Genomic DNA, 22,577 nt, shown 5'->3' on the forward strand with positions numbered 1-22,577 from the left:
AACAACCCGTTTCGAAAGCCGCCTTGTGGAGTGGACGTCTCCTGAGTGGGCTGGTCGTCCTGTTCCTGCTGTTCGATGGTGCGATCAAGCTGTTGCCATTCTCCAGTGTTACAGAAACGATGGATCGGATGGGTTATAGCTCGAGCGAGGCAATGGCGCGGGCGCTCGGTCTCATCACGATCGCCTGCACTGTCCTCTATGCGATCCCGCCGACGTCGATGGTCGGAGCCATCCTGGTCACCGGCTATCTCGGTGGCGCGATCGCCGCTCACGTCCGGATCGGCAGCCCGTTGGTCAGCTACGCGCTGTTCGGGCTCTATCTCGGGCTGATGGTCTGGGGCGGGCTTTGGCTCCGCGACCGTCATCTCCGCACGCTGCTCGGCTCGCAGCACTGACGACTGAACGACTTCACCAAGGAGGAAGCGATGCTCAATCCATACCTGAACTTCGACGGCAATTGCGAAGAGGCGTTCAAGCATTATGAGAAGGTGCTCGGCGCCGAGATCAAGGGGCTGTTCCGTAACTCGGATGCACCTCCCGGTATGCCGTATGCGCCTGAGCGCAAGGACAAGATCATGCACGGCACGATCTCGATCGGCGGACAGGCGCTCATGGCGTCCGATGTGCCGCCGGAATACTTCCAGAAGCCGCAAGGCTTCGCGGTGTCGCTGCAGGTCGCCGATCCTGCGGAGGCCGAGCAGAAGTTTGCAAAGCTGCTGGAAGGCGGGACGATCACCATGCCCTTCGGCAAGACCTTCTGGGCCAAGGGGTTCGGCATGGGCACCGACCGGTTCGGCATTCCCTGGATGATCAACTGCCCGGCCGAGGGCTATTGATCCCGCGTCCGCGCGAGCTCGCAAGGATGTCAGCGGCACGTCGGGTATATCGCTTTGAGCTCGCGCCCGCGTAACAACAGAAGCCGCGACGTCAGGCCGCCGCGGCGTTCGATCCAGGCGCGCACCGGATATGGATAGGCCCTGAGCACGAGCTGCGAGGCTTCGGGCTCGGCATAGGTGCGGCCGCGGCGATCCATGGAACGCGCCGCATGAAAGCCGAGCACCGCACGTCGGGTGACACAGATGCGGTCCTCCGGCACCAGGCTGAGGACCAGCGTGCAAGCGGACAGGCACGGACCGTCGATCACGACGCGCTCGCCGGACTCGCGCACCTTCTCGAACAGGTCGAGAAAGGGTCCGACCTCGCCGCCAGGGCTTGCGATGATGCGGACCTCCGCACGCGCCAGCATCGAGGCGATCGCCCACAGCGTCACTGCGAGCACGAGCGTCAGAATGAGGCGGGTCCAACTGAACATGATGTCCCCCGTTTCAGGTCACCCGTTTTGGCCTGCGCCGCGCAGGGCCGGCAATCCGATCCCAGCGGCATCGAAGCCGCCGTCCACCGCAAGCACCTGGCCCGTGATGTAACTGGAGCGTTCGCAGCTCAGGAAGAAGATGGCGTCCGCCAGCTCCTCTTCGAGGCCGTAGCGGTTGAGCGGGATCGCGTCATGATACTCGGCACGGATATCCGGCGTATGCACGGCCTTGGCCATCGCGGTGTCGACCGGGCCGGGCGCAACCGCGTTGACGCGGATGCCGGCCGTGGCGAGCTCGACGGCGAGCTGTTTGGTCAGGTGTGCGAGCCCGGCCTTGCTGGTGCCGTAGGCCGAGCGCAGCGTCGAGGCCCGCACCGCGGAGATCGAGGTGACGTTGACGATGGCGCCGCCCCGTTCGCGTAGCAGCGGCACTGCGGCGCGGGTGCACAGAAACGGGCCGGTGAGATTGACGGCGAGCATCCGGTGCCAATCCTGTTCGGAGGTCTCCATCAGCGGCGCGAACAGCGCGATGCCCGCGTTGTTGATCAGCGCATCCAGCCGGCCGAAGCGCTGCGCCAGCTGCTCGAAGGCCGACATCACCATGGCCGGATCTGAGACGTCGCAGGCGAGGGCCAACGTCGTGTCGGGACGCTTGAGCGCCGCCGCCGCCCCGTGCAGCTGCTCCTTCTCGATGTCGAGCAGCGCCACCCGCCAGCCCTCGCCGAGAAAGCGTCTTGCCGTGGCAAGCCCTATGCCGCGCGCAGCACCGGTGACGAGAGCGACTTTTTCGGACGACGGGGTCATGGATGGTCAACTACTCCGGCCAGGATTTTCGGCATGATATCAAGGCGATCCTAGCACAACGCCTGGTCCGCCGCTGCAGCGAATGCGCAGGGGGTGGACGCGCAGCCACCTTGCCGCGACGCGATTTGCGCCCGGGCTTTGCCGGTTCACCACCCTCTCCAAGAAAGAGGGCGCAGGGAAGGCCGGGAGCTTGCCGCCCCCATGGCCCGCCTGCAGCAAAGAAAGCAGGCGGCAGCTACCACAGGTTTGGCCGAGACATCCCGACCTTCCCTGCGCGATGGTTTTAGCGCTTATACGTGCTCTCCTCGGTGCACCGGGCTTGTTGGCCACCGTCATCCGCGCGATGCCCTCGCATCGCCAAGCGATGTCGAGCAGCATCATCGCAAACTTGACACCAGCGTCGGGGTGCCAGGACCACACGATTTCACGTCCGCGCCAGTATCGTTCGTCCGCTCGCTCAAGGCGCGCTGCAACACCGACGCGTCCACCGCATCCCGCGCTCAACGTATCGTGACGACGCGTACGCCCCTCTTATCGAGCGCGGGACGGGCGGAAAGGTGCTCCTGATTTGCCCGACGGCACAAGCGCACAGGGCTGCGACAAACTAACACGACGGGCAATCTTCGCATGAGGTCCATGCGCGAATTGCCCGTCGTGCAGAATTAACTGTGCAACCGTCTTGGCGCTGGAACGAGCTTGGTGAACCGCGGCTCGCCCCAGTTGAATCTCCATTTATCATGTCGATAGTTGCAGAGGTCCACGGCGACCTCGAGCGGGACGTCGAAGATGTAATCGACGCCGCTCGCGGTTCGTTGATTTTGCAGTTCCCGCTGACGAATTGATTCAAACGACGGTGGCGGGGAGCCGAGAACCGAAAGATGGTCGATGCTCTCTTGCGCGTCGTGCACCAACTCCCACAGACGACGTCCATTCTCATAGGCGTACGAGGCGCTGACCATGATCCCCTCATGAACCTGGCACGCGACGACACGACAACCGCCGGACAGCTCGGCAAGACGTTCATGCGAAACGAAACCGAAATCGTTGGCGAACAGGATGAACCAATTGCCCGGAATTTCCGCTCCGGAGAACGGAGCTTCATTGGCTTCATCCGGCTCGCCAGTATCCACCAGGCCCAGCTTGACCAGCGCAGCGGCCTTTCCTGTGCCGTCAAATCCAATCCACGAAATCTTGAAGCCCACGCCGTCCTCCACCATCCTTACATCGTTCAAGCATAATCTGGTGCGATCGCCTTGACGCTTTCTCGTGCGCGATCATTGCCGGCCATTCCCGTCATCGTGGCATCAGAGTGGCGGACCGCGACGGGTCTTCCGTGCCGTCGCTATCGTCCTGTACATTGAGTCGTATAGACGACGTTGGAGCGATGCCCCATGAAATCCTACCGCAAGGAGCTCTGGTTCGATATTCCCCGCCGGCGCGCGTTCATCAACATCACGCCTGAGGTCGAGGCGGCGCTGAAGGAGAGCCGTGTGCGGGAAGGTCTCGTGCTCGTCAACGCCATGCACATCACCGCGTCGGTTTTCATCAACGACGATGAGAGCGGCTTGCACGCCGATTATGAGCTCTGGCTCGAGAAGCTGGCGCCGCATGAGCCTGTATCGGGTTATCGGCACAACCGGACCGGCGAGGACAATGCCGACGCTCACATGAAGCGCCAGATCATGGGCCGCGAGGTCGTCGTCGCCATCACGGACGGCAAGCTCGATTTCGGTCCGTGGGAGCAGATTTTCTACGGCGAGTTCGACGGCGGCCGCCGCAAGCGCGTGCTGATCAAGATCATCGGGGAATAGCGTACCGGCGCGCGCTCTTCCGAGGATAGGAGCGCTGCGGCCTCGTGCAACCGGACCAGTCCGCGGCCGATCACGCGTCTTGCTCCTCGAAAGCCGGTGTCCCGAACCGAAGTTCGCCATTCCGCAGTGGCCTCGTCGGCGACGTCTTCGGACCGGGGTCATCTCCGGATCGCTCAGTTGCTCTCGCCTTAGCAGCCTCCACGATATGAGGAGTCGGGCCGAAGTCCGTCGTGGACGGTGATAGAACGGCTCTCGCAGAAGAAGCGGGCTTTAGTCACCCGCATGCGAGCTTTCGTGCGACTCACATGCCCGAACCACCACCACCACCACCACCACCACCACCGCCACCGCCAGCATTTCTGGAACTATCGGTCGTATAATCTTTGGGTGCGCTGGGCGCGTAGCCGGACGCTCCGGGATAGCCCGTCATCGTGCCGTTGGGGTGCATAGCGGGCCACGCGGCGTAGCCGGAGATATTCGGCGGATGCTTTCTGGACGCCTGATGGTGCTGGTGCGGTGCTTTGCTTGCAAGCACGGCCGGAGCGGCGGCGATGAACATGGCGGCAGAAAGCGTTGTTATCGCTGTCTTCACTTTTCGCCTCCCTCGTTTGGACAATGAACCCCGACGCCTAGCTGGGTATGCGCCACATCACGCAACAGTGAAGGCGAATCTCTCGTAGCGCCGTCGATGGCCGCAGCGGATGTCGATCGGTTCGGACGGTGTTCGCCGCCGCGGTCAATCGGGCATCCGCACGCGCCCTTTTTCCACGCTGATCCTGTCGGCTTCTGATGGGCTCGCCGAGATCGGCGGCACATTCGATGATTGAAGCGGGGGAGCCTTGCCGGGCTCGCCACCGCGCGGCGTCGTCCTGACGATCTGGCTCGGCGGCAGTGCTGCCTTGCTGGTCAAATGGGCCCACATCTGATCGAGAGCGCGAAGGTGATAGAGCGTCAGCGGCACCATTCGGGTGTCGAAGCCGGGCAGGTCGGTGCCGAAATGCTCGGCGTTCGTGACCTCGATATAGCGCAGGTTCGAGTCCTCGCCATCGACGATGCTGTTCAAGCCCAGATAGGGGCGCGAGGAAAAGCCGGCGGGAACGCGATCGTCGCTGCGGCCGTGCACGATGATCGTCGGCAGTCCATGCAGATGTCCCGATGCGAGGAACTCATCGATGCCGGCCTTGACGCGCTTTGCATCCGGCGAACTGCCGGTCACGAGATCACGAATGCAGACGGCACCATCGAGGTCGAAGTCCTGCCGGCCCGTGCTTGGCGATACCGACAGCCAGCTGCGCCGGGGTCCGGTGGGATCGTTGTCGTTGATCACGTCGATCGCGCCGGCCGGCGCGCCTCCCGGAGCCACCGAAAAGATCGTCGCGGCGAGGGCGGGTGGGACCGCGACCGGCCGCCCGTCGGCATCGGTTGCGGCGTAGCTGTAGCCGCAGACACGATCGCGGACGTCGAAGCGGCCGTGGTCGTTGACGTATTTGGTCGCGGTGGCATCCGGCGCGACGAAATAGCCGAAGGCATGGCCGACGTCGGTTTCGCCATCCCAGCCGTACGCATGCATGCGGTCGAGCGCTTCATGCGCCTGGCCGTCCAATGTCGTCGCCGTCAGCAGGCCCTTGTCGTGCAGCGACTGGCATCGGTTGGCGGCGTAGGGAACGCGGTCCTTCAGCGGGATATCGGGCACCGCCAGTACCGCGCAGGGCTGATAGAGGTTTCCGAAGCTGAAGTAATCGAGCAGGGTGCGTCCCGTGCCGCGGCGCTCCATCGACCCGCGCGTCACGACCACCCGGTCATCCGGCTTGAGCTGCACCTGCGGCTCGCGCGCGACCACGCCGTCCAGCAGATGCTGCTGGTCCTTTTCTGCGCCATAGAGCACGGCGCCGCCCCCGTTCGAGCTTCCGGTGGCGATGACGATGGTGTTCTCGCGGATGAAGCCGGGATCGCGCTTCGCCAGTTCGAAGAACGCGAACTCCACGGATCGCAGCAGATCGGTGCCCCAATCCTTCTCCGGGTTCTGCTTCGAATGGGCGGCCTTGAAGGCGACGCGATGCGGCCACGCGGCCAGGAATGATGAACGCGCCGCGTCGTCGAGATCGGCGCGAAAATGCGCAGCTGCGCCGGCGTCCTGTGCCGGCACCTGCCGGCCGTCGATCAGGTTGACGGAGTCGGTCTCCAGAAGATGGAAGCCGTTGCCGTGGCCCTTGTCGTTGTAGACCACGGCACAGCGATGCCGCAGGCCCCAATAGCCGAAGTCGACCATGTCGCGGAACAGGCTCGAAGAGCCGTTGACGGGAATTGCGATCAGGCAGCGCCGGTCGGTCGCGAGGTTTTCGGGAATCTGCAGCAGCATCGCCACGTTCTGCTTGCCATCGCGATCATCGGCGAAGGCGAGAATCTCGTCACCTGCGATCTTGCCGCCGTCATCGAGGAGCTTGCCGGTCTCCTGATCGACATTGGGTCCGAACAGCCGACCATAGCCCTGTCCCTTGCTGGCGCGGAAGAAGATCGCGGCGCGGCGCAGTTCCTGCACGGTCGGGTGCAGGGCGTCCGCGAAGCTTGGCGGCGCGCCCATCATGGCCTCAGCACCCAGTCCCGCCGTCACCAGGTCGTCGGTCTTACCATCGTAGTGAGCGACCTGCTGTTCATGCAGCCAAGCCGGGGCTGGCTGACCGGCATAGGCTCCGCCGCTCAAGAGCAAAGCGAGCGATCCGACGCAGAAGGTCTTCATCATGGTCAAACGCCCCCCGAGACGGCCAAGCGCGTCACGGTGTCGAACGCCGCGGTCGCCAGGACATCGGCGAGCAGCGCATCGGTTACGAAATTCACTGGGTGATGACAGTCGTAAGCCCTGTCGCCAATGATGGCGACGCGCCGCAGCGCTGATCGATGCATTTCCTCTCCCGGGATCTTGCCGTTGGTTGCCCACAATTGAGCCCGGCCTCCCGCATCGTGCAATTGAAATGATTTGATCGCAGCGATAGACAGGCGTTATGGATATCGCGAACAGCGATATCAGCCCGGCGCTTCTGTCGCTAAGAGCATCGCGTGAATTTGCGTTGGCCCTCGTGCCCGGTTGACGCTCTCCGATGAAGAGCGCGCCTGGTGCACTGAGCTGCGGTTGAGCCTCACGACTGCGCCGGACCCGCAGTCCCTGATGTGACGATGTTTGGCTCACTAAGTCGTCCCGGCGAACCGCCATGCCGTTGCGCATCGCCGTCAAAGTCCACCATTGGCTGATAGCTGACGCGCCTCCTGGCTCTTGCAGCTGCTGATCTCCGCACCGCGAGACGGACGTCGCCCCCGGCCACGCAGTCCGAGCTTCCGGGTTCGCGGCCTGACATCGGCAACGGGGGACAGTTGGACTGATCTCTTTTCCGCGACCCTCGGTCGCCACCCATCATTAATCCGTGATTTGACAGTTTTGCTATCTTTGTCAAATTCGACAAGATGCAAGCCAGGGAACTGCCCCACGACCGTATTCTCGATGCCGCCATGCGCGTGTTCCGGCGGCATGGCTTTCGCCGCTCCTCGATCGAGCAGACCGCCGAGGAAGCCGGCCTGACGCGGCAGGCGCTGTATCATCATTTCCCGTCGAAGGAGGCGCTGTTTCGCGGCGCGATCGAGCGGCTCTATCAGCGGGCGCTCGTGGCCGAGGCCGCGGCGGCAAGGGCAGCGGACGATGCGGGGCGCGATCTCGCCGAAATCATCCTGGCCGAGATCGCGGGCCGCCTCGGCGTGCTGTCATCCGAGCTGCAGGGCTCGCCGCATCTGGAGGAACTGCTTTCGGAGCATCTGGCTCAGGCGCGCGACCTCTACCAGGCTTACGCTGCGCGTTTCCGCGAGGAGATTGCCGCGACGATTGCGCGCGTCTGCTCCGCACGAAAGCTGAGGCTGGTGAATGGCGTATCGGTTGATGAGCTGGCGCGCTGCGTCGAGATGGCGATCTACGGCACCAAATCCCAATACCCCGCGATGCAGCCGGCCGACGCGTTCCTGAAGCAGCTCGCCGTGATGCTGCGGATGCTGGTTGCCGGCGCGCTCGCGCCGTCCGCGATGCCGCGTGCAAGAAAATCCCAGCGCAAGACAGGAGACCGGACATGAGCACGGTGACCATCAACGGCCGCGCCGAATCGCTCCCGGACGATCAGGAGGCGCTCCTGGTCGACGCGATCCGCGATCGCTTGAATCTGACCGGCACCAAGCTCGTGTGCGGCTCCGGCGTGTGCGGCGCCTGCACCGTGCTGCTCGACGGCGAGCCGGTGGTGAGCTGCCTGCTGCCGGCCAGCGCTGCTGCGGGCAAGACGGTGACGACGATCGAGGGACTGGCCGGCGCCGAGCTGCACCCGATCCAGCGCGCGTTCATGGCACATGATGCGCTTCAATGCGGCTTCTGCACGCCGGGATTCGTGGTGGAGGCGGCCGCCTTTCATGACAAATGGCGCGCAGCCCGCAGCACGGCAGTGCCGACGCGCGAGGAGATCGCGGCAGCGCTGTCGGGACATCTCTGCCGCTGCGGCGCCTATGAAGGAATCTATCGCGCCGTCGCGGATGCGTGTGCCGGGCGATTCGATGGCGGCGATCCGGTCGCCCCGCGCATCGAAGCCCGCGACAAGGTGACGGGCCTGGCGCGCTACACGGTCGACATTCACCATGATGGACAGCTCGAAGGTGTCATCCTGCGCTCAGCCGTCGCGCATGCCAGGATCAGCGGCCTCAACCTTGCGCCGGCGCGCGCTATAGCCAGTGTTGCCGCGGTTGTTTCGCTGCTTGCCGATGACCAGGTGGTTCGCTTTGTCGGTGCGCCGATCGCGGCGGTCGCCGCCAAGGATCGTCACGCTGCGCTCAAGGCGATCGCCGCCATCACGTTCGACTGTGAGGCGTTGCCTGCGGTGATCGGTCTCGATGCTGCGCGCCGCGAGGATGCGCCGGTGGTGTTCGAAAAGCAGGACCGCAAACGCGCGCACAACCTGGCCGAGGGCGGGGGCGGCCCGGCTTCGTGGAACGGAAACCTCCGCGGACCTTCGGCGGTGTTCTCGCAAAGGGGCAAACGCGCGAAAGGCTGGCTCGCTGAGGCAAAGGCCGGCGGCAACCCTCTCCTCGTCGAGCAGACCTTTCGGGTGCCGACGCAGCAGCACGCGTGCCTCGAGCCGCATGCCGCGGTGGCGCGGTTCGACGGCGACGAACTCACCGTGCACATGTCGACGCAAGCCGTCCATGACATGATGGAGAAGATCGCCAAGCGCTACAATCTGCCCCGCGACAAGGTGCGCGTGATCGCCGATCACGTCGGCGGCGGCTTCGGCTCCAAGGGCAGCCTCGGCCTGGAGACCGTCGCCGCGATCGAGCTCGCCCGCGCCGCCAAAGCCCCGGTACGGGTCGCCTTCGACCGGGAGGAAGAGCTGTCCGTGACCGGCTATCGCCCGGCTGCGGAATTGCAGATCTCGCTGCTGCCGTCGCCGGACGGATCGCTCCAGGCGCTGTCGCTGACCGCCCATGCTGACACCGGCACCGGCGTGAACTCGTTGATCGCCGGACTGGCGCGCCTGATCTACCCGGCCCAAGCCAAGGATCTCGTCGACTTCGACGTGCTCAGCAACCTGCCGCCGGGCGCGCCGTTCCGTGGCCCTGGCGGGCCGCCGATGGCGTTTGCGCTGGAGCAGGCGATCGACGAGGCTGCGCTGCGAATGAACGTCGATCCCATTCTGCTGCGCAAGCGCTGGGATCACGATCCCAACCGCCAGCGGCTCTATGATTGGGCGGCCGGTCTGGAGGTCTGGCGCAACCGCAAGCCGGCCTCGGCGCAGGATGGCCGCTACCGGCGCGGCGTCGGCATGGCGACCGGCTACTGGCTCTATCTGTGGCAGCACGGCTCTTCCGTCGAGCTCGCGATCAAGGGCGGCCGCATCGTCGCAAGCTGCGCGGTGCAGGACATCGGCACCGGCACCCGCAGCGTGATCGCGAACACGGTTGCAAAGGCATTCGATCTGGAGCCGCAGGACATCGACGTCCGGATCGGACAATCGAACCTGCCGGCGGGACCGGGGTCGGGTGGCAGCCGCGTCACCGCTTCGATCGTGCCGCCGACCCTGCTCGCGATCGAGAAGTTGAAGACTGAGATTCAGCGGAGCGCGGTGCGGCTGCCATTGCCAGGCTCCAATGCGCCGTGGCGCGACCTGATCGCGGCGTCCCCGGACCTCGTCGTGTCGGCGAAGCGTCAAGCCGATGGCAAGCCGCCGCCCGGCGTGCGGCCGGCGCTCCGCGAGGCCGGCTTCATGGGCTTGGTGTTCGGCTGGGTATTTCGCATCCTCAACCATATAGAGGTCGGCGCCGGCGTACCGAGCTCGGTGCAGGTGATCGAGGTCGAGGTCGACACCTGGCTCGGCAAGGTGCGCGTGCTCAACGCCCACACCGGCCTTGCGATTGGCAGGCTCGCAGCACCTGCGCTGGCGCGCAGCCAAGCCGCTGGCGCGCTGATCCAGGGCATCGGCTATGCCCTCTATGAGGCGCGTGAAGTCGATCCTGTGACGGGACATGTGCTCACGGCCGGCATGGAGGACTACCGCATCCCGGGCATCGCCGACATGCCGCGGCTCGACGTGCATTTCGACGAGGCCGGCTTCGATCATGTGCCCGGTGGAAGTGTCGGCATTGGCGAGGTCGCGACCGTTCCCACCTCGCCCGCGATCGCGAACGCCATCTGCAACGCCACCGGCATTCGCCTGACCGAAATGCCGTTCAGGCCGGATCGGCTGGTCGCAGCGCTGAAACGGAGGACGGCCGCATGAGCATCGCACCCGTGATGATGCCGGAGGCGGAATTCCGCGCGGCCGGCACCGATCTTTCCGAACGCCGCCGGAGCGGCGTCTCCAAGGGACCGTTGATCGACATCACCCGGTCGGGCGAAAGCGGGATATCCTGGGATGCCAATGGTGCGGCCAGCATTGGCGCGCTGACGACGACTGCCGCGGTCGCGGCGGACGCGCGCCTCGCGGCTGGCTATCCTGGACTTGCGGCGAGTGCGCAAGGTCTCGCCACGCCGCAGGTGCGGCATCTTGCGACCATCGGCGGCAACCTCGCTCAGCGTTCACGGTGCTGGTATTTCCGCAATCCGCACATCGACTGCTTGAAGAAAGGCGGCGACGCCTGTCCTGCGCGGACTGGCAATCATCTCTACGGCGTTGCCTTCGATCTTGGCGGCTGCGTCGCACCGCATCCCTCGACCTTGGCCGCCGCGCTGCTGGCCTATGATGCGCGCGTCATGACCAACCAGCGTGACGCCTTGACCATCACTGCGTTGCTCGGCGACGGCTCCGATGGGCGACGCGACCACGCGCTCGCGCCCGGGGAGATGATCACCAGGATCGTCTTGCCGCCCCCGCTTCCCGGGGAGCGCGCCGCCTACAAGCGCGCGATCGGCCGTGCTCACGCCGAATGGCCACTGGTCGAGCTCTGCGCGCGCGCGGTGATTGCCGACGGTAAATTTCAGTTTGTGCGCCTTGCCGCTGGCGGCGTCGCGCCTGTGCCGCTGCGCCTTGCTGCCTGCGAAGCCACGCTGCAGGGCAGGGCGGTGAACGCGGTTGTGATCGCGGACGCCGCCCGACAGGCCGTGTCGGGCGCGACGCCGCTGCCGATGACCGCCTACAAGCTGGATCTGCTCGAAGGCCTGGTGCGTGATCTCCTGGAGCAGCTCGCGGTTTAGCCGGCGCTTGACGGCACCCTAGGTCTGACGGCTGGGCCGCGCGAATTGGCTCAATCCGAGAGAACTGAGAAGTCCTTGGACTTCTGCCTTTCCTCCGCCTCCAAAAATCCTTCGGCGGCGAGGCCGCGCTTCAGCAACTCCCGGATTGCCGATGCTCTGCTCGGCATCCGCTTCATGAAACGCCAGGTATCGATCGCCCGCAGCTCCTGCGCAGACAGCATGATTTGGAGGCGCTCGGCTCGATTAAGCTGCCCCATCGGCGTCAGTCCTAATCGGAAAAAGGCGCAATGTGCGTCAGTTACTAACTAAGCTCGCGAATCGCATTTACATGGGTTAGTGGACAATCCGCCAGGAACGCCGAAGTCGCTGTTATTGCATTGGACTGGCTATTGTTTAGTTGATTTTATGTCTTCCGGCGCGCAGGCTCGCTGACATCGGCGCCAGACGCCTGGCGTCGTGGGATCTCAGCGCAGCCAAGGCCGGACAATGCCGATAGACCGCCTGCTCACGAGGCGCGCGATAGGACCGCCAGATTCCGAAAGGCTGAAACAGGCGTTCTGCCTCGCGCTCAAAACGTTGCACCTGGTCGACCGTAACGATCCGGTATGCGAGATCGTCGCGCGCAAGGTCATCGAGATCGGGTTGGATGGCACGCGCGATCCGCAGGAGATTGCGGCTCTCACGGTGAGGCAGCTGCAGCTCTCAGTGTGACGCAGCTTAGGACGTAGACGCGGTATGGCGCCTAGAGCCCGATGGGATTGGGACGAATCACCCTCGCGCTCCAGGCCTTGGATTGAGCGTGATCTCCGCACAAACGCGTCCGCGTTTGTCACGAGCGAAAACCGCTTCGCACTTTTCCGGATCACGCTCTATGTCATGACCGACCGCGGATCGCGCGGATGCCAACGGCCAGCCTCGACGATGGCGATGAAGCGCTCGACCGTTTCGTTGAACAGGGCAGGCTCCTCCAGGTTCAGGACGTGGCCGGACTTCGGGAAGAAGCTGAGACCCGACGCGGCGAGATGCGTCTTCAAAAACAGGCTCGGTGCGATGCAGGCGTCGTCCTCGTCTCCACAGATGATCAGTGCCGGCGTGCTCACTTTCCTGATTGCCTCGGCCAACGTGTAGATCGAGGGACGGCCAGCCTGGAAGCCGCGCATCGTATTGGCTGATCCGCGAGCATCGTGGCGCGCCAGCGCGGCATAGAAATCGGCGTGACCTCGCGGGTCCTTCACCAGAAACGGAATCCGGCCCGGCGCCTCGCGCGTGACCTTCGCCACCTCGACAGAGCCCAAGGTCTCGAACTGCTCGGCCGTGGCGCGACACTGCGCGCGGAAGTCATCGAGATGCTCCAGGCTGGAGCCGGAGCCTACACCAGCCAGCGTCATCGAATGCAGCCGTTGCGGCGCGTGCAACGCGACCTGCAGCGACGAATACGAGCCCATCGAGAGGCCGACGAGATGCGCCTTCTCGATCTCGAGATGATCGAGCACGGCCAGCGCGTCGGTGTAGAAATGTTGATACGTGTAAACGTCGGGTGAGGGCGGGACATCCGACGGCGCGTAGCCGCGCGCCGAATAGGCGATGCAGCGATGCGCGCGCGAGAAGTAGCGCAGCTGCGGTTCCCAATTGGTGTAGTCGGCTGCGAACTCATGCAGGAACAGGATCGGCGTTCCGCTGCCGGCCTCTTCGAAATAAAGATGCACACCATCCTTCGCCGTCGCGTAGGGCATTGTGGGGTTCCTTCTCATTGGTGCCTTCAGCATCGCAGTTCATGCTTCAGGCAGCAATGCGGGAAGATTCCGTTGTTGTTGGACATTGAATCTGCCCGGAATCTCCTTCGCGATGCCGGCGTGGCGTCTGACGTCGTCATGTTTTGGTCACACCGGGCCTTTTAACGGGCGCCGCTGCTGGCTGCGCACACGGGGGCCGGCCAGAGAACAGGGGGTGTCAAGTCAGGCTACCAGGGGGACAAGAAAAGGATTGAGTATGGTTGTGTCTATCGTTCGCCGGTCGCTTCACATCGCAGCGCTGGCTTTGTGTTCCGCTACGCTCGCTGCTGCCGCTACGCCGGCTTCGGCCCGTTCTCATCACGGCTCGGGGCATCACGCCCATCGCAGCCATGGAGGCCACTACGCGCGGCGTCATATCCGTCACGTCAGATCATATGCCCGCGTCTCGCGCTGGGATCGCCGTGTAGCCCGGCTCGACGTACGAGGGCTGGACAACGCCCAAGCCAACCTGATGATGCCTGGCACAGCCTCCTCCGGCGCGGGCATGTCGAGCGGCTTCGGCGATAGCAGCGTGGTGGCGGAGGCGCGCCGTTATCTCGGCACCAATCCGACCAGCCGCGCGAGCCTGTGGTGCGCGCGCTTCATGAACATGGTGCTGGAGCGCACCGGCCATCACGGCACCGGCTCGGATCTGGCACGTTCCTTTGCGAGCTACGGTCATCGCGTCTCGGGCCCACAGGTCGGCGCGATCGCGGTAATGAGCCGCCACGGCGGCGGCCATGTAGGCGTCGTCTCCGGCATCGATGCGCAGGGCAATCCGATCCTGATCTCGGGCAACAGCGGCCACCGGGTGCGAGAGGCGCCGGTGTCACGCGGCCGGGTCTATGCCTACGTGATGCCGAACTGATAAGTCGCTTCGGGTTCTCTCCAGCTGTCATTCCGGGGCGCCGCCTCGCGGCGAGCTCGGAATCCATTTTGCCTCATGATTCCCGGCACGATGGATTCCGGGTTCAGCCGCTAGCGCGGCCGCCCCGGAATGACGGCGGAGATCACGATCGGTAACTGCGCAATTGCTGCCTTACACCAGGCTCGGCTGCTCCGCCGCGAGCGCATCGCCGATCGCGATGTTGCCGGCCTCGATCACTTCGGCATAGATGCCGCATTCATTGTTGCCGCGCTGGCGCATGAGCGCGGGCGGAATGTCGAGGTCGCGCGCGGCGGTGTCGGGGTCGACGTTGATGGCGGCGCAGCGGGTCGTCGTCTTGACGACCTTGAGCCGCGCCGATCCGATCCGCAGCGTTTCGCCGAGCAGCGAGCCCTCGTGCCAGGCCGGCCAGCCTGTCACGTAGATATTGGCGCGGAACCGCAGCGGGTGCACGGCTGCGCCCACCAGCTTTTCGATCTCAGCAACGGATGCGAGATTGATGATCGAGACCACCTTCCGCGCCAGATCAGTAAAATTGTAACCGCCGCCAGACAGCAATTTCGGCGGCCCGCGCAACTCGTCTGCGAAGTGGCTTGCGAAGAAGCCCTCGATGTCGGCGCGGCCCTGGGCGCTTTCGAGATCGCCTTTCGCGACGACCGCGCCGTCGCGGCTGATGGTGAGGACATTTGTCGCGTCGTCGAACCGGGTTTGGAACCCGGCGAGACGCTCATTGCGCATCAGCATCAGATAGGCCGTCTTGGGCCGCCAGACGGGCGCCTCTGGATCGAAGCCGGAAGGCCCGTTCTCGATGGCGTAGCGGCGGTCGGCAGGTAGGGTCTGGCCGACACGCAAGGGGACCCGCTGCAATGGCTCGGGGGTAAGGCCCTTGACTGGGTAGCGGTAGAGGCCGGCGATCACGGCTGACGGATGTGCTGACATCAGCTTTCATTAAGAGATTCCGGGCGCCGGTGCCAGCGGACACGAATTTGTGAAGCTGCCTCTTCCGATTCAAGGCCGCGCTTCCCACATTTCCGTCAAGCCGATGGAAACGATCGGCGACGCGGCCGCTTGCGATGTTGACGGACATCAACATCGCCGGGCGGAAACCCAATGAAGATGCCAAAAGCGTGCCTTCGGGGCGTGAACGGCAGGCTGAGGGATAGTCATGAACATCGAAAAATATACCGAGCGCGCACGAGGCTTCATTCAATCGGCGCAGTCGCTGGCCATGCGCGATGGCCATCAGCAATTCTCACCGCTCCACCTTCTCAAGGTCCTGCTGGACGACAATGAAGGTCTCGCGTCCGGCCTGATCGACCGCGCCGGCGGCAATTCGCGCGCGATCCTGAAGGCTACCGAGGATGCGCTTAACAAGCTGCCGAAAGTGTCGGGCAGCGGCGCCGGGCAGGTCTATCTGTCGCCCGAACTGGCGCGCGCCTTTGACGCGGCGGAAAAGGCCGCCGAGAAGGCCGGCGACAGCTTCGTCACCGTCGAGCGGCTGCTGCTGGGACTGACGCTGGAGAAGAACGGCGAGGCCGGCGGCATCCTCAACAAAGGCGGCGTGACCGCGCAGAACCTGAACGCGGCGATCGAAAGCTTGCGCAAGGGCCGCACCGCCGATTCCGCGACCGCCGAGAACGCCTATGACGCGCTGAAGAAATATGCCCGCGACCTCACCCAGGCTGCGCGCGACGGCAAGCTCGATCCGGTGATCGGCCGCGACGAGGAGATCCGTCGCACGATCCAGGTGCTGTCCCGGCGCACCAAGAACAATCCGGTGCTGATCGGCGAGCCCGGCGTCGGCAAGACCGCCATCGTCGAGGGCTTGGCGCTGCGCATCATCAATGGCGACGTGCCGGAGAGCCTCAAGGACAAGCGGCTCTTGGCGCTCGACCTCGGCGCGCTGATTGCGGGCGCGAAATATCGCGGCGAGTTCGAGGAGCGGCTGAAGGCCGTGCTGCAGGAAGTCACTGCGGCCGAGGGCAGCTTCATCCTGTTCATCGACGAGATGCACACGCTGATCGGGGCCGGCAAGGCCGACGGCGCGATGGACGCCTCGAACCTGTTGAAGCCGGCGCTGGCGCGCGGCGAGTTGCACTGCATCGGCGCCACCACGCTCGACGAGTATCAGAAGCATGTCGAGAAGGACGCCGCACTGGCGCGGCGCTTCCAGCCGATCTTCGTCAATGAGCCTTCGGTCGAGGACACCATCTCGATCCTGCGCGGGCTGAAGGACAAATACGAGCAGCATCACGGCGTGCGGATCACCGATTCCGCTCTTGTGGCGTCGGCGACGCTGTCGAACCGCTACATCACCGACCGCTTCCTGCCCGACAAGGCCATCGACCTGATGGACGAGGCGGCGGCGCGGCTGAAGATGCAGGTCGACTCCAAGCCCGAGGAGCTGGATTCGCTGGATCGCGAAATCATCCGGCTCAAGATCGAGCAGGAGGCCTTGAAGAAGGAGAGCGATATCGGCTCCAAGACGCGGCTTCAGGCGCTGGAGAAGGAGCTCGCCGAGCTCGAGGAGAGGTCGGCGGCGCTGACTACGAAGTGGAGCGCGGAAAAGGACAAGCTGTCGAACGCGCAGAAGCTGAAGAGCGAACTGGATGCTTTGCGCATCGAGCTTGCCAATGCCCAGCGCCGCGGCGAGTACCAGAAGGCGGGCGAGCTGGCCTATGGCCGGATCCCGGAGCTGGAGAAGCGGCTGGCCGATATCGAGGCCAAGGAGAATGCCGGCGAGATGATGGAGGAGGCGGTCACCGCCAACCACATCGCGCAGGTGGTCTCGCGCTGGACCGGCGTTCCCGTCGACAAGATGCTGGAGGGCGAGAAGGAGAAGCTCCTCAAGATGGAGGAGAGTCTCGGCAAGCGCGTCGTCGGCCAGGCCGAAGCCGTGCGTGCCGTCGCGACCGCCGTGCGGCGCTCGCGCGCGGGTCTGCAGGACCCGAACCGGCCGATCGGATCGTTCATGTTCCTAGGCCCCACCGGCGTCGGCAAGACCGAGCTGACCAAGGCGCTCGCCGAATACCTGTTCAACGACGAGACCGCGATGGTCCGCCTCGACATGTCCGAATACATGGAGAAGCATTCGGTGTCGCGGCTGATCGGCGCGCCTCCCGGCTATGTCGGCTACGACGAGGGCGGGGCGCTGACGGAGGCGGTGCGGCGCAGGCCGTACCAGGTCGTGCTGTTCGACGAGATCGAGAAGGCGCATCCGGATGTGTTCAACGTGCTGCTGCAGGTGCTCGACGACGGCCGCCTGACCGATGGCCAGGGGCGCACCGTCGACTTCCGCAACACGCTGATCATCATGACCAGCAATCTCGGCTCCGAGTTCCTGGTCAATCAGCCGGAGGGCGAGGATACGTCGGAGGTGCGCGACCAGGTGATGGCGACGGTGCGGGCGCATTTCCGGCCCGAGTTCCTGAACCGCGTCGATGAGATCATCCTGTTCCACCGGCTGCAGAAGAGCGAGATGGGACGGATCGTCGAGATCCAATTCGCCCGCCTGCAGAAGCTTCTGGAGGAGCGCAAGATCGAGCTCAGCCTGGACAGCGCGGCCCGCGACTGGCTCGCGGTCAAGGGCTGGGACCCGGCCTATGGTGCCCGTCCTCTGAAGCGGGTGATCCAGCGCCATCTGCAGGATCCGTTGGCCGAGATGATCCTCGCCGGCGAGATCAAGGACGGGGACAAGGTGACGATCTCGTCGGAAGGCAATGTGTTGACCTTCAACGGCAAGGCGCCGCAGACGGCGGAGATCGCGCAGTTCGAGGCGCCGATCCCGAAGCGCAAGCTGAACTGATCCGACCGACGTTACGCGTCCACGCGGATAAGACCGACGGCCCTCGCTGCCATCAGCGGCGAGGGCCGTTTGCGTTGGCCGATAGGGTCGCCGGAGATAGGGGTGCAGGAGGTCGTGTCTCGGCGCCCGCGTTGCCGCATGCCGATGAGACTGGAATCAGCGGTTGGTGACCTGCATCTGCAACGGCCCGGCATCCGACAGGCGGGAAGCGCCGTTGCGGCCGGCCATCATCTGATCGATCCGGTCCCGCTCCTTCTCGAAGTTCGCCATGATCGGGCCTTCGAGCGAGCGTCCGCGCGGCAGCTTCACGCGCAGCGGATCGACGAAGCGGCCGTTGACCAGGATTTCATAGTGCACGTGGGGGCCGGTGGATTGGCCGGTCGAGCCGACGAAGCCGATCACCTGGCCTTGCCGGACCCGCTTGCCTGCTTCCATGCCCTTGGCGAACGCCGACATGTGGCCGTAGGCGGTCTCGTAACCGTTGTTGTGCTTGATGCGGATATATTTGCCGTAGCCGCCTTCGAGGCCCGCCGTCTCGATCACGCCGTTGCCGGCGGCAAAGATCGGCGTGCCGTAGGCGGTGGCCCAGTCGACGCCGGTGTGCATCTTCACATAGCCCAGGATCGGGTGGCGACGGCCGCCGAAACCGGAGCGCATGATCGCGGTGTTAACGGGCTTGCGTACCAGGAACTTTTTCGCGCTCTTGCCGGTCTCGTCGTAGTAGTCGACCAGGCTGTCGTCGGGGGTCAGGAAGCGGTAGTATTTCTTGGTCTCGCCGCCGAGGGTGAGCGAGGCGAACAGCACCTCGGTCTTGTCGGTGTTGCCGGGCTTGTCGTCGTCGTCGCCGGCATAGAACACGTCGAAGGAATCGCCGGGCTGGACCTTGCGCTGGAAATCCACGTCGTAGGAGTAGACCCGGATCATGTCGTCGATCACCGGCGTCGGCACCTTGTTGCGCAGCGCGGTCTCGTAGATGCTCTGATAGAGCCGGACGCCGGAGCCGTCGTCCTCCTCGTCATTGGTGTTGTCGGCGGTGTCGGTCACCGTGTTCATGCTCTGCACGTCGACGGCGACATATTTGCCGAGATCGGAGAGCGCGGCGACCGCTTCGACTGTCGTGTCGTTGGCGACGATGACGCGGAACGGCTGCAGCCGGGCCCCCGGCGCAGTGCTCGACGGCCCCATCAGGATCCGCAGTTTCTCGCCTTCCTTCAGGCCGCCGTCGCGGCCACGGGGCCCAAGCGTAGCCGCAATCGCTTTTGCCTCGTCGGGCGTCGCCCCCTGATCGCGCAGGATCGACATAACGGTGTCGCCCTTCTTGACCAGATGAATCCGCTCGCCGATCGGATTGCCCCCGGTGATCTGCTCCTTGGTCTTCGGCAGCAGCGTGACGTTCTCGGGAACGACGCGTGTCTCGAAGCCGGCGTAGGGGTCAGGCGGAAGGCTGCCGTCATTGGCATAGGCCAGTTTCAGGTCGCCTTTGAAGTCACCCTGGGCGCCGGTCGCATCCGCAGCCGCGTTGGCAAGCGCCGCATAACGAACGCCGCCGCCATTGCCGCGCCAATTGGCGGTGTCGCGGACCCGCATGACGATCTCGTCGAATGGCACGGCAGCTGCGATCTTGGCCTTGGGCAGAACCGCGGCGAGATCCTTGGTGACGAAGGAGACCTCGGCGTCGGGCTCGACGGCCTCTGGATTGTTCGGATCCGCGGTGGTTCCGTTCGCGTTGGAATCGGCGTCGCTCAACAGGCGCTGGGCATTAAACGGCGGGATCTTGGCCGACAGATCGCTGGTCGCCATCGCAAGATTGCCGGAGACGCGGACGAAGGGGCGGACCTTGATCACGTCCCGGGCGCCGACCCGGGTCACGGTCGAGATGCGGACCATGCTGCGGGCTGCGGAGGCTTCGCTCGGCGGCGGCAGCCGGTCGCTCTTGCGCAAGGTCACAGTGTGGTCGTTGCCGCCGAAGGCGCCGCGCAACGCGGTCTCGACCCGCTCGGGCATCCGCGCGAAGGTCAGTTCTCCGTCAAGGGATGCGAAAACGGCGCCGCCGATCAGGGCCGCGCCGCATAGACCGGTCAGAATTGTGCCGCTGAACCACTGCACGGAGACGCGGCGGCGGTCGATGACCGCGGCTTCGGAACCATCGACGGAAAGCGGGGGCTCATGGCCGAGATCGATCATGCCGATCTCGCGCCCATTCCCTCCGCGTGACGTCCGATGGTTCAACCTCTCGTCCCCCAAATTCACCGTCAGCACCGAGCGTCCTGCGTTGTTCCGATGACCTGCAGCGCCCGCTCACCACACCGTTCAACAGAAACGGCTCAAGATGATGGCATGCTGCAGAGGGTCCGGGAATCTTGGGCCGGGAAGCCGGAAACACGAACCACGACGCTTGTGCAGGATCTCTCGATGTTGTCTCGGCCGACAGGATCAGGCGAAGGGCTCGCCATTTCCTTGATATGGATCACCGGCGGTCCCCCATCGGATCCGGTGATTCAGCTACGTATTAACAAATCGTCGCAGGATTGTGGCCCAAGTGCGGCACTCCGTCGGGGGACCCCGGCAAAAGACGCCGAGGGACAGCGTGCCTCAAAAAAATGATTCGATGCGACGATTTGTTGACATTGCCCGTTGACACCCGGATCGGACCCCCATATAAGCACGACCACTGAGCGCGGCGCTGCTTCGGAACTGACCGAGGCAAGCACTCGCGCCCGTTCTGCTCCTCACTTTTGATGAGTGGTGCACAACCGGTAGAACCCGGTTGCTCATTGCCGTCGAAAAAAGTTGAGCGACCCTCCCTTCGTGGAGGTTGGGGCTGCGGCCCCGGGCTGTTTGACAAGTGAAGAAGAAGAAAGAGAAACGTGGACGGCGGAGTCCTTGCGGGTCTCGGGATTGGGCTTCGGCTTGATTTCGGGATCGGACGAGAAGACTTCGGCGGTCGACGTTTTAAAGGTAACACCATGGTTTTCAGCGCTGTGAAGCGTTGGAGATCGATAGGTGGGACCTCGTCAAACGTTGTGATCAGCCGGTTCAAAGCTTCAAGTTCAACTTGAGAGTTTGATCCTGGCTCAGAGCGAACGCTGGCGGCAGGCTTAACACATGCAAGTCGAGCGGGCGTAGCAATACGTCAGCGGCAGACGGGTGAGTAACGCGTGGGAACGTACCTTTTGGTTCGGAACAACACAGGGAAACTTGTGCTAATACCGGATAAGCCCTTACGGGGAAAGATTTATCGCCGAAAGATCGGCCCGCGTCTGATTAGCTAGTTGGTGGGGTAACGGCCCACCAAGGCGACGATCAGTAGCTGGTCTGAGAGGATGATCAGCCACATTGGGACTGAGACACGGCCCAAACTCCTACGGGAGGCAGCAGTGGGGAATATTGGACAATGGGCGCAAGCCTGATCCAGCCATGCCGCGTGAGTGATGAAGGCCCTAGGGTTGTAAAGCTCTTTTGTGCGGGAAGATAATGACGGTACCGCAAGAATAAGCCCCGGCTAACTTCGTGCCAGCAGCCGCGGTAATACGAAGGGGGCTAGCGTTGCTCGGAATCACTGGGCGTAAAGGGTGCGTAGGCGGGTCTTTAAGTCAGGGGTGAAATCCTGGAGCTCAACTCCAGAACTGCCTTTGATACTGAAGATCTTGAGTTCGGGAGAGGTGAGTGGAACTGCGAGTGTAGAGGTGAAATTCGTAGATATTCGCAAGAACACCAGTGGCGAAGGCGGCTCACTGGCCCGATACTGACGCTGATGCACGAAAGCGTGGGGAGCAAACAGGATTAGATACCCTGGTAGTCCACGCCGTAAACGATGAATGCCAGCCGTTGGTGGGTTTACTCACCAGTGGCGCAGCTAACGCTTTAAGCATTCCGCCTGGGGAGTACGGTCGCAAGATTAAAACTCAAAGGAATTGACGGGGGCCCGCACAAGCGGTGGAGCATGTGGTTTAATTCGACGCAACGCGCAGAACCTTACCAGCCCTTGACATGTCTGGGACCGGTCGCAGAGATGTGACCTTCTCTTCGGAGCCCGGAACACAGGTGCTGCATGGCTGTCGTCAGCTCGTGTCGTGAGATGTTGGGTTAAGTCCCGCAACGAGCGCAACCCCCGTCCTTAGTTGCTACCATTTAGTTGAGCACTCTAAGGAGACTGCCGGTGATAAGCCGCGAGGAAGGTGGGGATGACGTCAAGTCCTCATGGCCCTTACGGGCTGGGCTACACACGTGCTACAATGGCGGTGACAATGGGAAGCGAAGACGCAAGTCCTAGCAAATCTCAAAAAACCGTCTCAGTTCGGATTGGGCTCTGCAACTCGAGCCCATGAAGTTGGAATCGCTAGTAATCGTGGATCAGCACGCCACGGTGAATACGTTCCCGGGCCTTGTACACACCGCCCGTCACACCATGGGAGTTGGCTTTACCTGAAGGCGGTGCGCTAACCAGCAATGGAGGCAGCCGACCACGGTAGGGTCAGC

Annotated in this window: 19 protein-coding genes and 1 rRNA gene (1 of these 20 only partly in view); 10 read left to right on the forward strand and 10 right to left on the reverse strand. The window is 63.9% G+C overall.

All coding sequences use genetic code 11. The features are described from left to right. The first annotated feature begins 23 nt into the window (after positions 1 to 23). The gene (locus ACQR1W_RS26735; protein WP_434853737.1) at positions 24 to 395 is read left to right on the forward strand and encodes a DoxX family protein; all 372 of its coding nucleotides are present in this window, start codon (positions 24 to 26) and stop codon (positions 393 to 395) included. A 30-nt stretch (positions 396 to 425) separates the two neighbouring features. Further along, positions 426 to 836, forward strand: a complete 411-nt coding sequence (locus ACQR1W_RS26740; protein WP_434853610.1) for a VOC family protein — start codon at positions 426 to 428, stop codon at positions 834 to 836. Positions 837 to 865: 29 nt separating this feature from the next. On the opposite strand, the gene ACQR1W_RS26745 is transcribed toward ACQR1W_RS26740, so the two are convergent. From ACQR1W_RS26745 to ACQR1W_RS26755, 3 genes are all read right to left on the reverse strand, one after another. Next, positions 866 to 1,312, reverse strand: coding sequence for a hypothetical protein (locus tag ACQR1W_RS26745; RefSeq protein ID WP_434853611.1), 447 nt, complete (start codon positions 1,310 to 1,312; stop codon positions 866 to 868). Positions 1,313 to 1,330: 18 nt separating this feature from the next. Beyond that, positions 1,331 to 2,116, reverse strand: coding sequence for an SDR family NAD(P)-dependent oxidoreductase (locus tag ACQR1W_RS26750; RefSeq protein WP_434853612.1), 786 nt, complete (start codon positions 2,114 to 2,116; stop codon positions 1,331 to 1,333). A 662-nt stretch (positions 2,117 to 2,778) separates the two neighbouring features. Next, positions 2,779 to 3,333: a hypothetical protein gene (locus tag ACQR1W_RS26755; protein ID WP_434853613.1), complete on the reverse strand. Its 555-nt coding sequence runs from the start codon at positions 3,331 to 3,333 to the stop codon at positions 2,779 to 2,781. Between the two features lie 174 nt (positions 3,334 to 3,507). Here ACQR1W_RS26755 and ACQR1W_RS26760 point away from each other — a divergent pair, with 174 nt between their 5' ends. After that, the gene (locus tag ACQR1W_RS26760) at positions 3,508 to 3,927 is read left to right on the forward strand and encodes a secondary thiamine-phosphate synthase enzyme YjbQ (protein ID WP_434853614.1); all 420 of its coding nucleotides are present in this window, start codon (positions 3,508 to 3,510) and stop codon (positions 3,925 to 3,927) included. A gap of 301 nt (positions 3,928 to 4,228) precedes the next feature. Here the strand turns inward: ACQR1W_RS26760 and ACQR1W_RS26765 are convergent, their stop codons facing one another. The 3 genes from ACQR1W_RS26765 to ACQR1W_RS26775 all read right to left on the reverse strand — a co-directional run bounded on the left by ACQR1W_RS26765 (position 4,229) and on the right by ACQR1W_RS26775 (position 6,828). Further along, positions 4,229 to 4,519: a hypothetical protein gene (locus ACQR1W_RS26765; protein ID WP_434853615.1), complete on the reverse strand. Its 291-nt coding sequence runs from the start codon at positions 4,517 to 4,519 to the stop codon at positions 4,229 to 4,231. A gap of 144 nt (positions 4,520 to 4,663) precedes the next feature. Then, positions 4,664 to 6,667, reverse strand: coding sequence for a 3-hydroxybutyrate oligomer hydrolase family protein (locus ACQR1W_RS26770; RefSeq protein ID WP_434853616.1), 2,004 nt, complete (start codon positions 6,665 to 6,667; stop codon positions 4,664 to 4,666). A 2-nt stretch (positions 6,668 to 6,669) separates the two neighbouring features. Then, positions 6,670 to 6,828: a hypothetical protein gene (locus tag ACQR1W_RS26775; protein WP_434853617.1), complete on the reverse strand. Its 159-nt coding sequence runs from the start codon at positions 6,826 to 6,828 to the stop codon at positions 6,670 to 6,672. Positions 6,829 to 7,383: 555 nt separating this feature from the next. Here ACQR1W_RS26775 and ACQR1W_RS26780 point away from each other — a divergent pair. The 3 genes from ACQR1W_RS26780 to ACQR1W_RS26790 are packed head-to-tail and all read left to right on the forward strand — an operon-like array spanning position 7,384 to position 11,635. Next, positions 7,384 to 8,037, forward strand: coding sequence for a TetR/AcrR family transcriptional regulator (locus tag ACQR1W_RS26780; RefSeq protein ID WP_434853618.1), 654 nt, complete (start codon positions 7,384 to 7,386; stop codon positions 8,035 to 8,037). Further along, a complete protein-coding gene (locus ACQR1W_RS26785; RefSeq protein WP_434853619.1) occupies positions 8,034 to 10,721 on the forward strand; it encodes a molybdopterin-dependent oxidoreductase in 2,688 nt (895 codons plus the stop codon). The genes ACQR1W_RS26780 and ACQR1W_RS26785 overlap by 4 nt, the downstream gene beginning before the upstream one ends. Then, positions 10,718 to 11,635: an FAD binding domain-containing protein gene (locus ACQR1W_RS26790; protein ID WP_434853620.1), complete on the forward strand. Its 918-nt coding sequence runs from the start codon at positions 10,718 to 10,720 to the stop codon at positions 11,633 to 11,635. The genes ACQR1W_RS26785 and ACQR1W_RS26790 overlap by 4 nt, the downstream gene beginning before the upstream one ends. Positions 11,636 to 11,685: 50 nt before the next feature. On the opposite strand, the gene ACQR1W_RS26795 is transcribed toward ACQR1W_RS26790, so the two are convergent. Next, positions 11,686 to 11,892, reverse strand: a complete 207-nt coding sequence (locus tag ACQR1W_RS26795) for a hypothetical protein (RefSeq protein ID WP_008971596.1) — start codon at positions 11,890 to 11,892, stop codon at positions 11,686 to 11,688. Between the two features lie 229 nt (positions 11,893 to 12,121). Between ACQR1W_RS26795 and ACQR1W_RS26800 the strand changes: the two genes are divergently transcribed. Then, on the forward strand, positions 12,122 to 12,346 hold the full coding sequence (locus ACQR1W_RS26800; RefSeq protein ID WP_008971597.1) for a hypothetical protein: 225 nt from the start codon (positions 12,122 to 12,124) through the stop codon (positions 12,344 to 12,346). A gap of 158 nt (positions 12,347 to 12,504) precedes the next feature. Here the strand turns inward: ACQR1W_RS26800 and ACQR1W_RS26805 are convergent, their stop codons facing one another. Beyond that, positions 12,505 to 13,368, reverse strand: coding sequence for an alpha/beta fold hydrolase (locus ACQR1W_RS26805; RefSeq protein WP_434853621.1), 864 nt, complete (start codon positions 13,366 to 13,368; stop codon positions 12,505 to 12,507). A 256-nt stretch (positions 13,369 to 13,624) separates the two neighbouring features. Here ACQR1W_RS26805 and ACQR1W_RS26810 point away from each other — a divergent pair, with 256 nt between their 5' ends. After that, positions 13,625 to 14,275, forward strand: a complete 651-nt coding sequence (locus tag ACQR1W_RS26810) for a TIGR02594 family protein (protein ID WP_434853622.1) — start codon at positions 13,625 to 13,627, stop codon at positions 14,273 to 14,275. Between the two features lie 171 nt (positions 14,276 to 14,446). Here the strand turns inward: ACQR1W_RS26810 and ACQR1W_RS26815 are convergent, their stop codons facing one another. Continuing rightward, entirely contained in the window at positions 14,447 to 15,232 is a 786-nt protein-coding gene (locus tag ACQR1W_RS26815) for an MOSC domain-containing protein (RefSeq protein ID WP_434853623.1), read from the reverse strand. 226 nt (positions 15,233 to 15,458) lie between these two features. Here ACQR1W_RS26815 and clpB point away from each other — a divergent pair, with 226 nt between their 5' ends. Continuing rightward, a complete protein-coding gene (gene clpB / locus ACQR1W_RS26820; RefSeq protein ID WP_434853624.1) occupies positions 15,459 to 18,098 on the forward strand; it encodes an ATP-dependent chaperone ClpB in 2,640 nt (879 codons plus the stop codon). Positions 18,099 to 18,254: 156 nt separating this feature from the next. Here clpB and ACQR1W_RS26825 read toward each other — a convergent pair whose 3' ends face one another. Then, positions 18,255 to 20,327: a peptidoglycan DD-metalloendopeptidase family protein gene (locus ACQR1W_RS26825; protein ID WP_434853625.1), complete on the reverse strand. Its 2,073-nt coding sequence runs from the start codon at positions 20,325 to 20,327 to the stop codon at positions 18,255 to 18,257. A gap of 822 nt (positions 20,328 to 21,149) precedes the next feature. On the opposite strand from ACQR1W_RS26825, the gene ACQR1W_RS26830 reads away from it, so the two are divergent. After that, a 16S ribosomal RNA gene (locus tag ACQR1W_RS26830) occupies positions 21,150 to 22,577 on the forward strand (it continues 61 nt past the right edge of the window).

Source organism: Bradyrhizobium sp. HKCCYLS1011 (assembly GCF_051167795.1).
Lineage (GTDB): Bacteria > Pseudomonadota > Alphaproteobacteria > Rhizobiales > Xanthobacteraceae > Bradyrhizobium.

What these genes read in the sequence shown, in the direction of transcription:
- ACQR1W_RS26815 (WP_434853623.1), bottom strand. Translation starts at nt 15,232, where the DNA reads ATGTCAGCACATCCGTCAGCCGTGATCGCCGGCCTCTACCGCTACCCA.
- clpB (WP_434853624.1), top strand. Translation starts at nt 15,459, where the DNA reads ATGAACATCGAAAAATATACCGAGCGCGCACGAGGCTTCATTCAATCG.
- ACQR1W_RS26755 (WP_434853613.1), bottom strand. Translation starts at nt 3,333, where the DNA reads ATGGTGGAGGACGGCGTGGGCTTCAAGATTTCGTGGATTGGATTTGAC.
- ACQR1W_RS26810 (WP_434853622.1), top strand. Translation starts at nt 13,625, where the DNA reads ATGGTTGTGTCTATCGTTCGCCGGTCGCTTCACATCGCAGCGCTGGCT.
- ACQR1W_RS26780 (WP_434853618.1), top strand. Translation starts at nt 7,384, where the DNA reads ATGCAAGCCAGGGAACTGCCCCACGACCGTATTCTCGATGCCGCCATG.
- ACQR1W_RS26790 (WP_434853620.1), top strand. Translation starts at nt 10,718, where the DNA reads ATGAGCATCGCACCCGTGATGATGCCGGAGGCGGAATTCCGCGCGGCC.
- ACQR1W_RS26775 (WP_434853617.1), bottom strand. Translation starts at nt 6,828, where the DNA reads ATGCATCGATCAGCGCTGCGGCGCGTCGCCATCATTGGCGACAGGGCT.
- ACQR1W_RS26760 (WP_434853614.1), top strand. Translation starts at nt 3,508, where the DNA reads ATGAAATCCTACCGCAAGGAGCTCTGGTTCGATATTCCCCGCCGGCGC.
- ACQR1W_RS26800 (WP_008971597.1), top strand. Translation starts at nt 12,122, where the DNA reads ATGCCGATAGACCGCCTGCTCACGAGGCGCGCGATAGGACCGCCAGAT.
- ACQR1W_RS26785 (WP_434853619.1), top strand. Translation starts at nt 8,034, where the DNA reads ATGAGCACGGTGACCATCAACGGCCGCGCCGAATCGCTCCCGGACGAT.
- ACQR1W_RS26795 (WP_008971596.1), bottom strand. Translation starts at nt 11,892, where the DNA reads ATGGGGCAGCTTAATCGAGCCGAGCGCCTCCAAATCATGCTGTCTGCG.
- ACQR1W_RS26805 (WP_434853621.1), bottom strand. Translation starts at nt 13,368, where the DNA reads ATGCCCTACGCGACGGCGAAGGATGGTGTGCATCTTTATTTCGAAGAG.
- ACQR1W_RS26740 (WP_434853610.1), top strand. Translation starts at nt 426, where the DNA reads ATGCTCAATCCATACCTGAACTTCGACGGCAATTGCGAAGAGGCGTTC.
- ACQR1W_RS26745 (WP_434853611.1), bottom strand. Translation starts at nt 1,312, where the DNA reads ATGTTCAGTTGGACCCGCCTCATTCTGACGCTCGTGCTCGCAGTGACG.
- ACQR1W_RS26750 (WP_434853612.1), bottom strand. Translation starts at nt 2,116, where the DNA reads ATGACCCCGTCGTCCGAAAAAGTCGCTCTCGTCACCGGTGCTGCGCGC.
- ACQR1W_RS26770 (WP_434853616.1), bottom strand. Translation starts at nt 6,667, where the DNA reads ATGATGAAGACCTTCTGCGTCGGATCGCTCGCTTTGCTCTTGAGCGGC.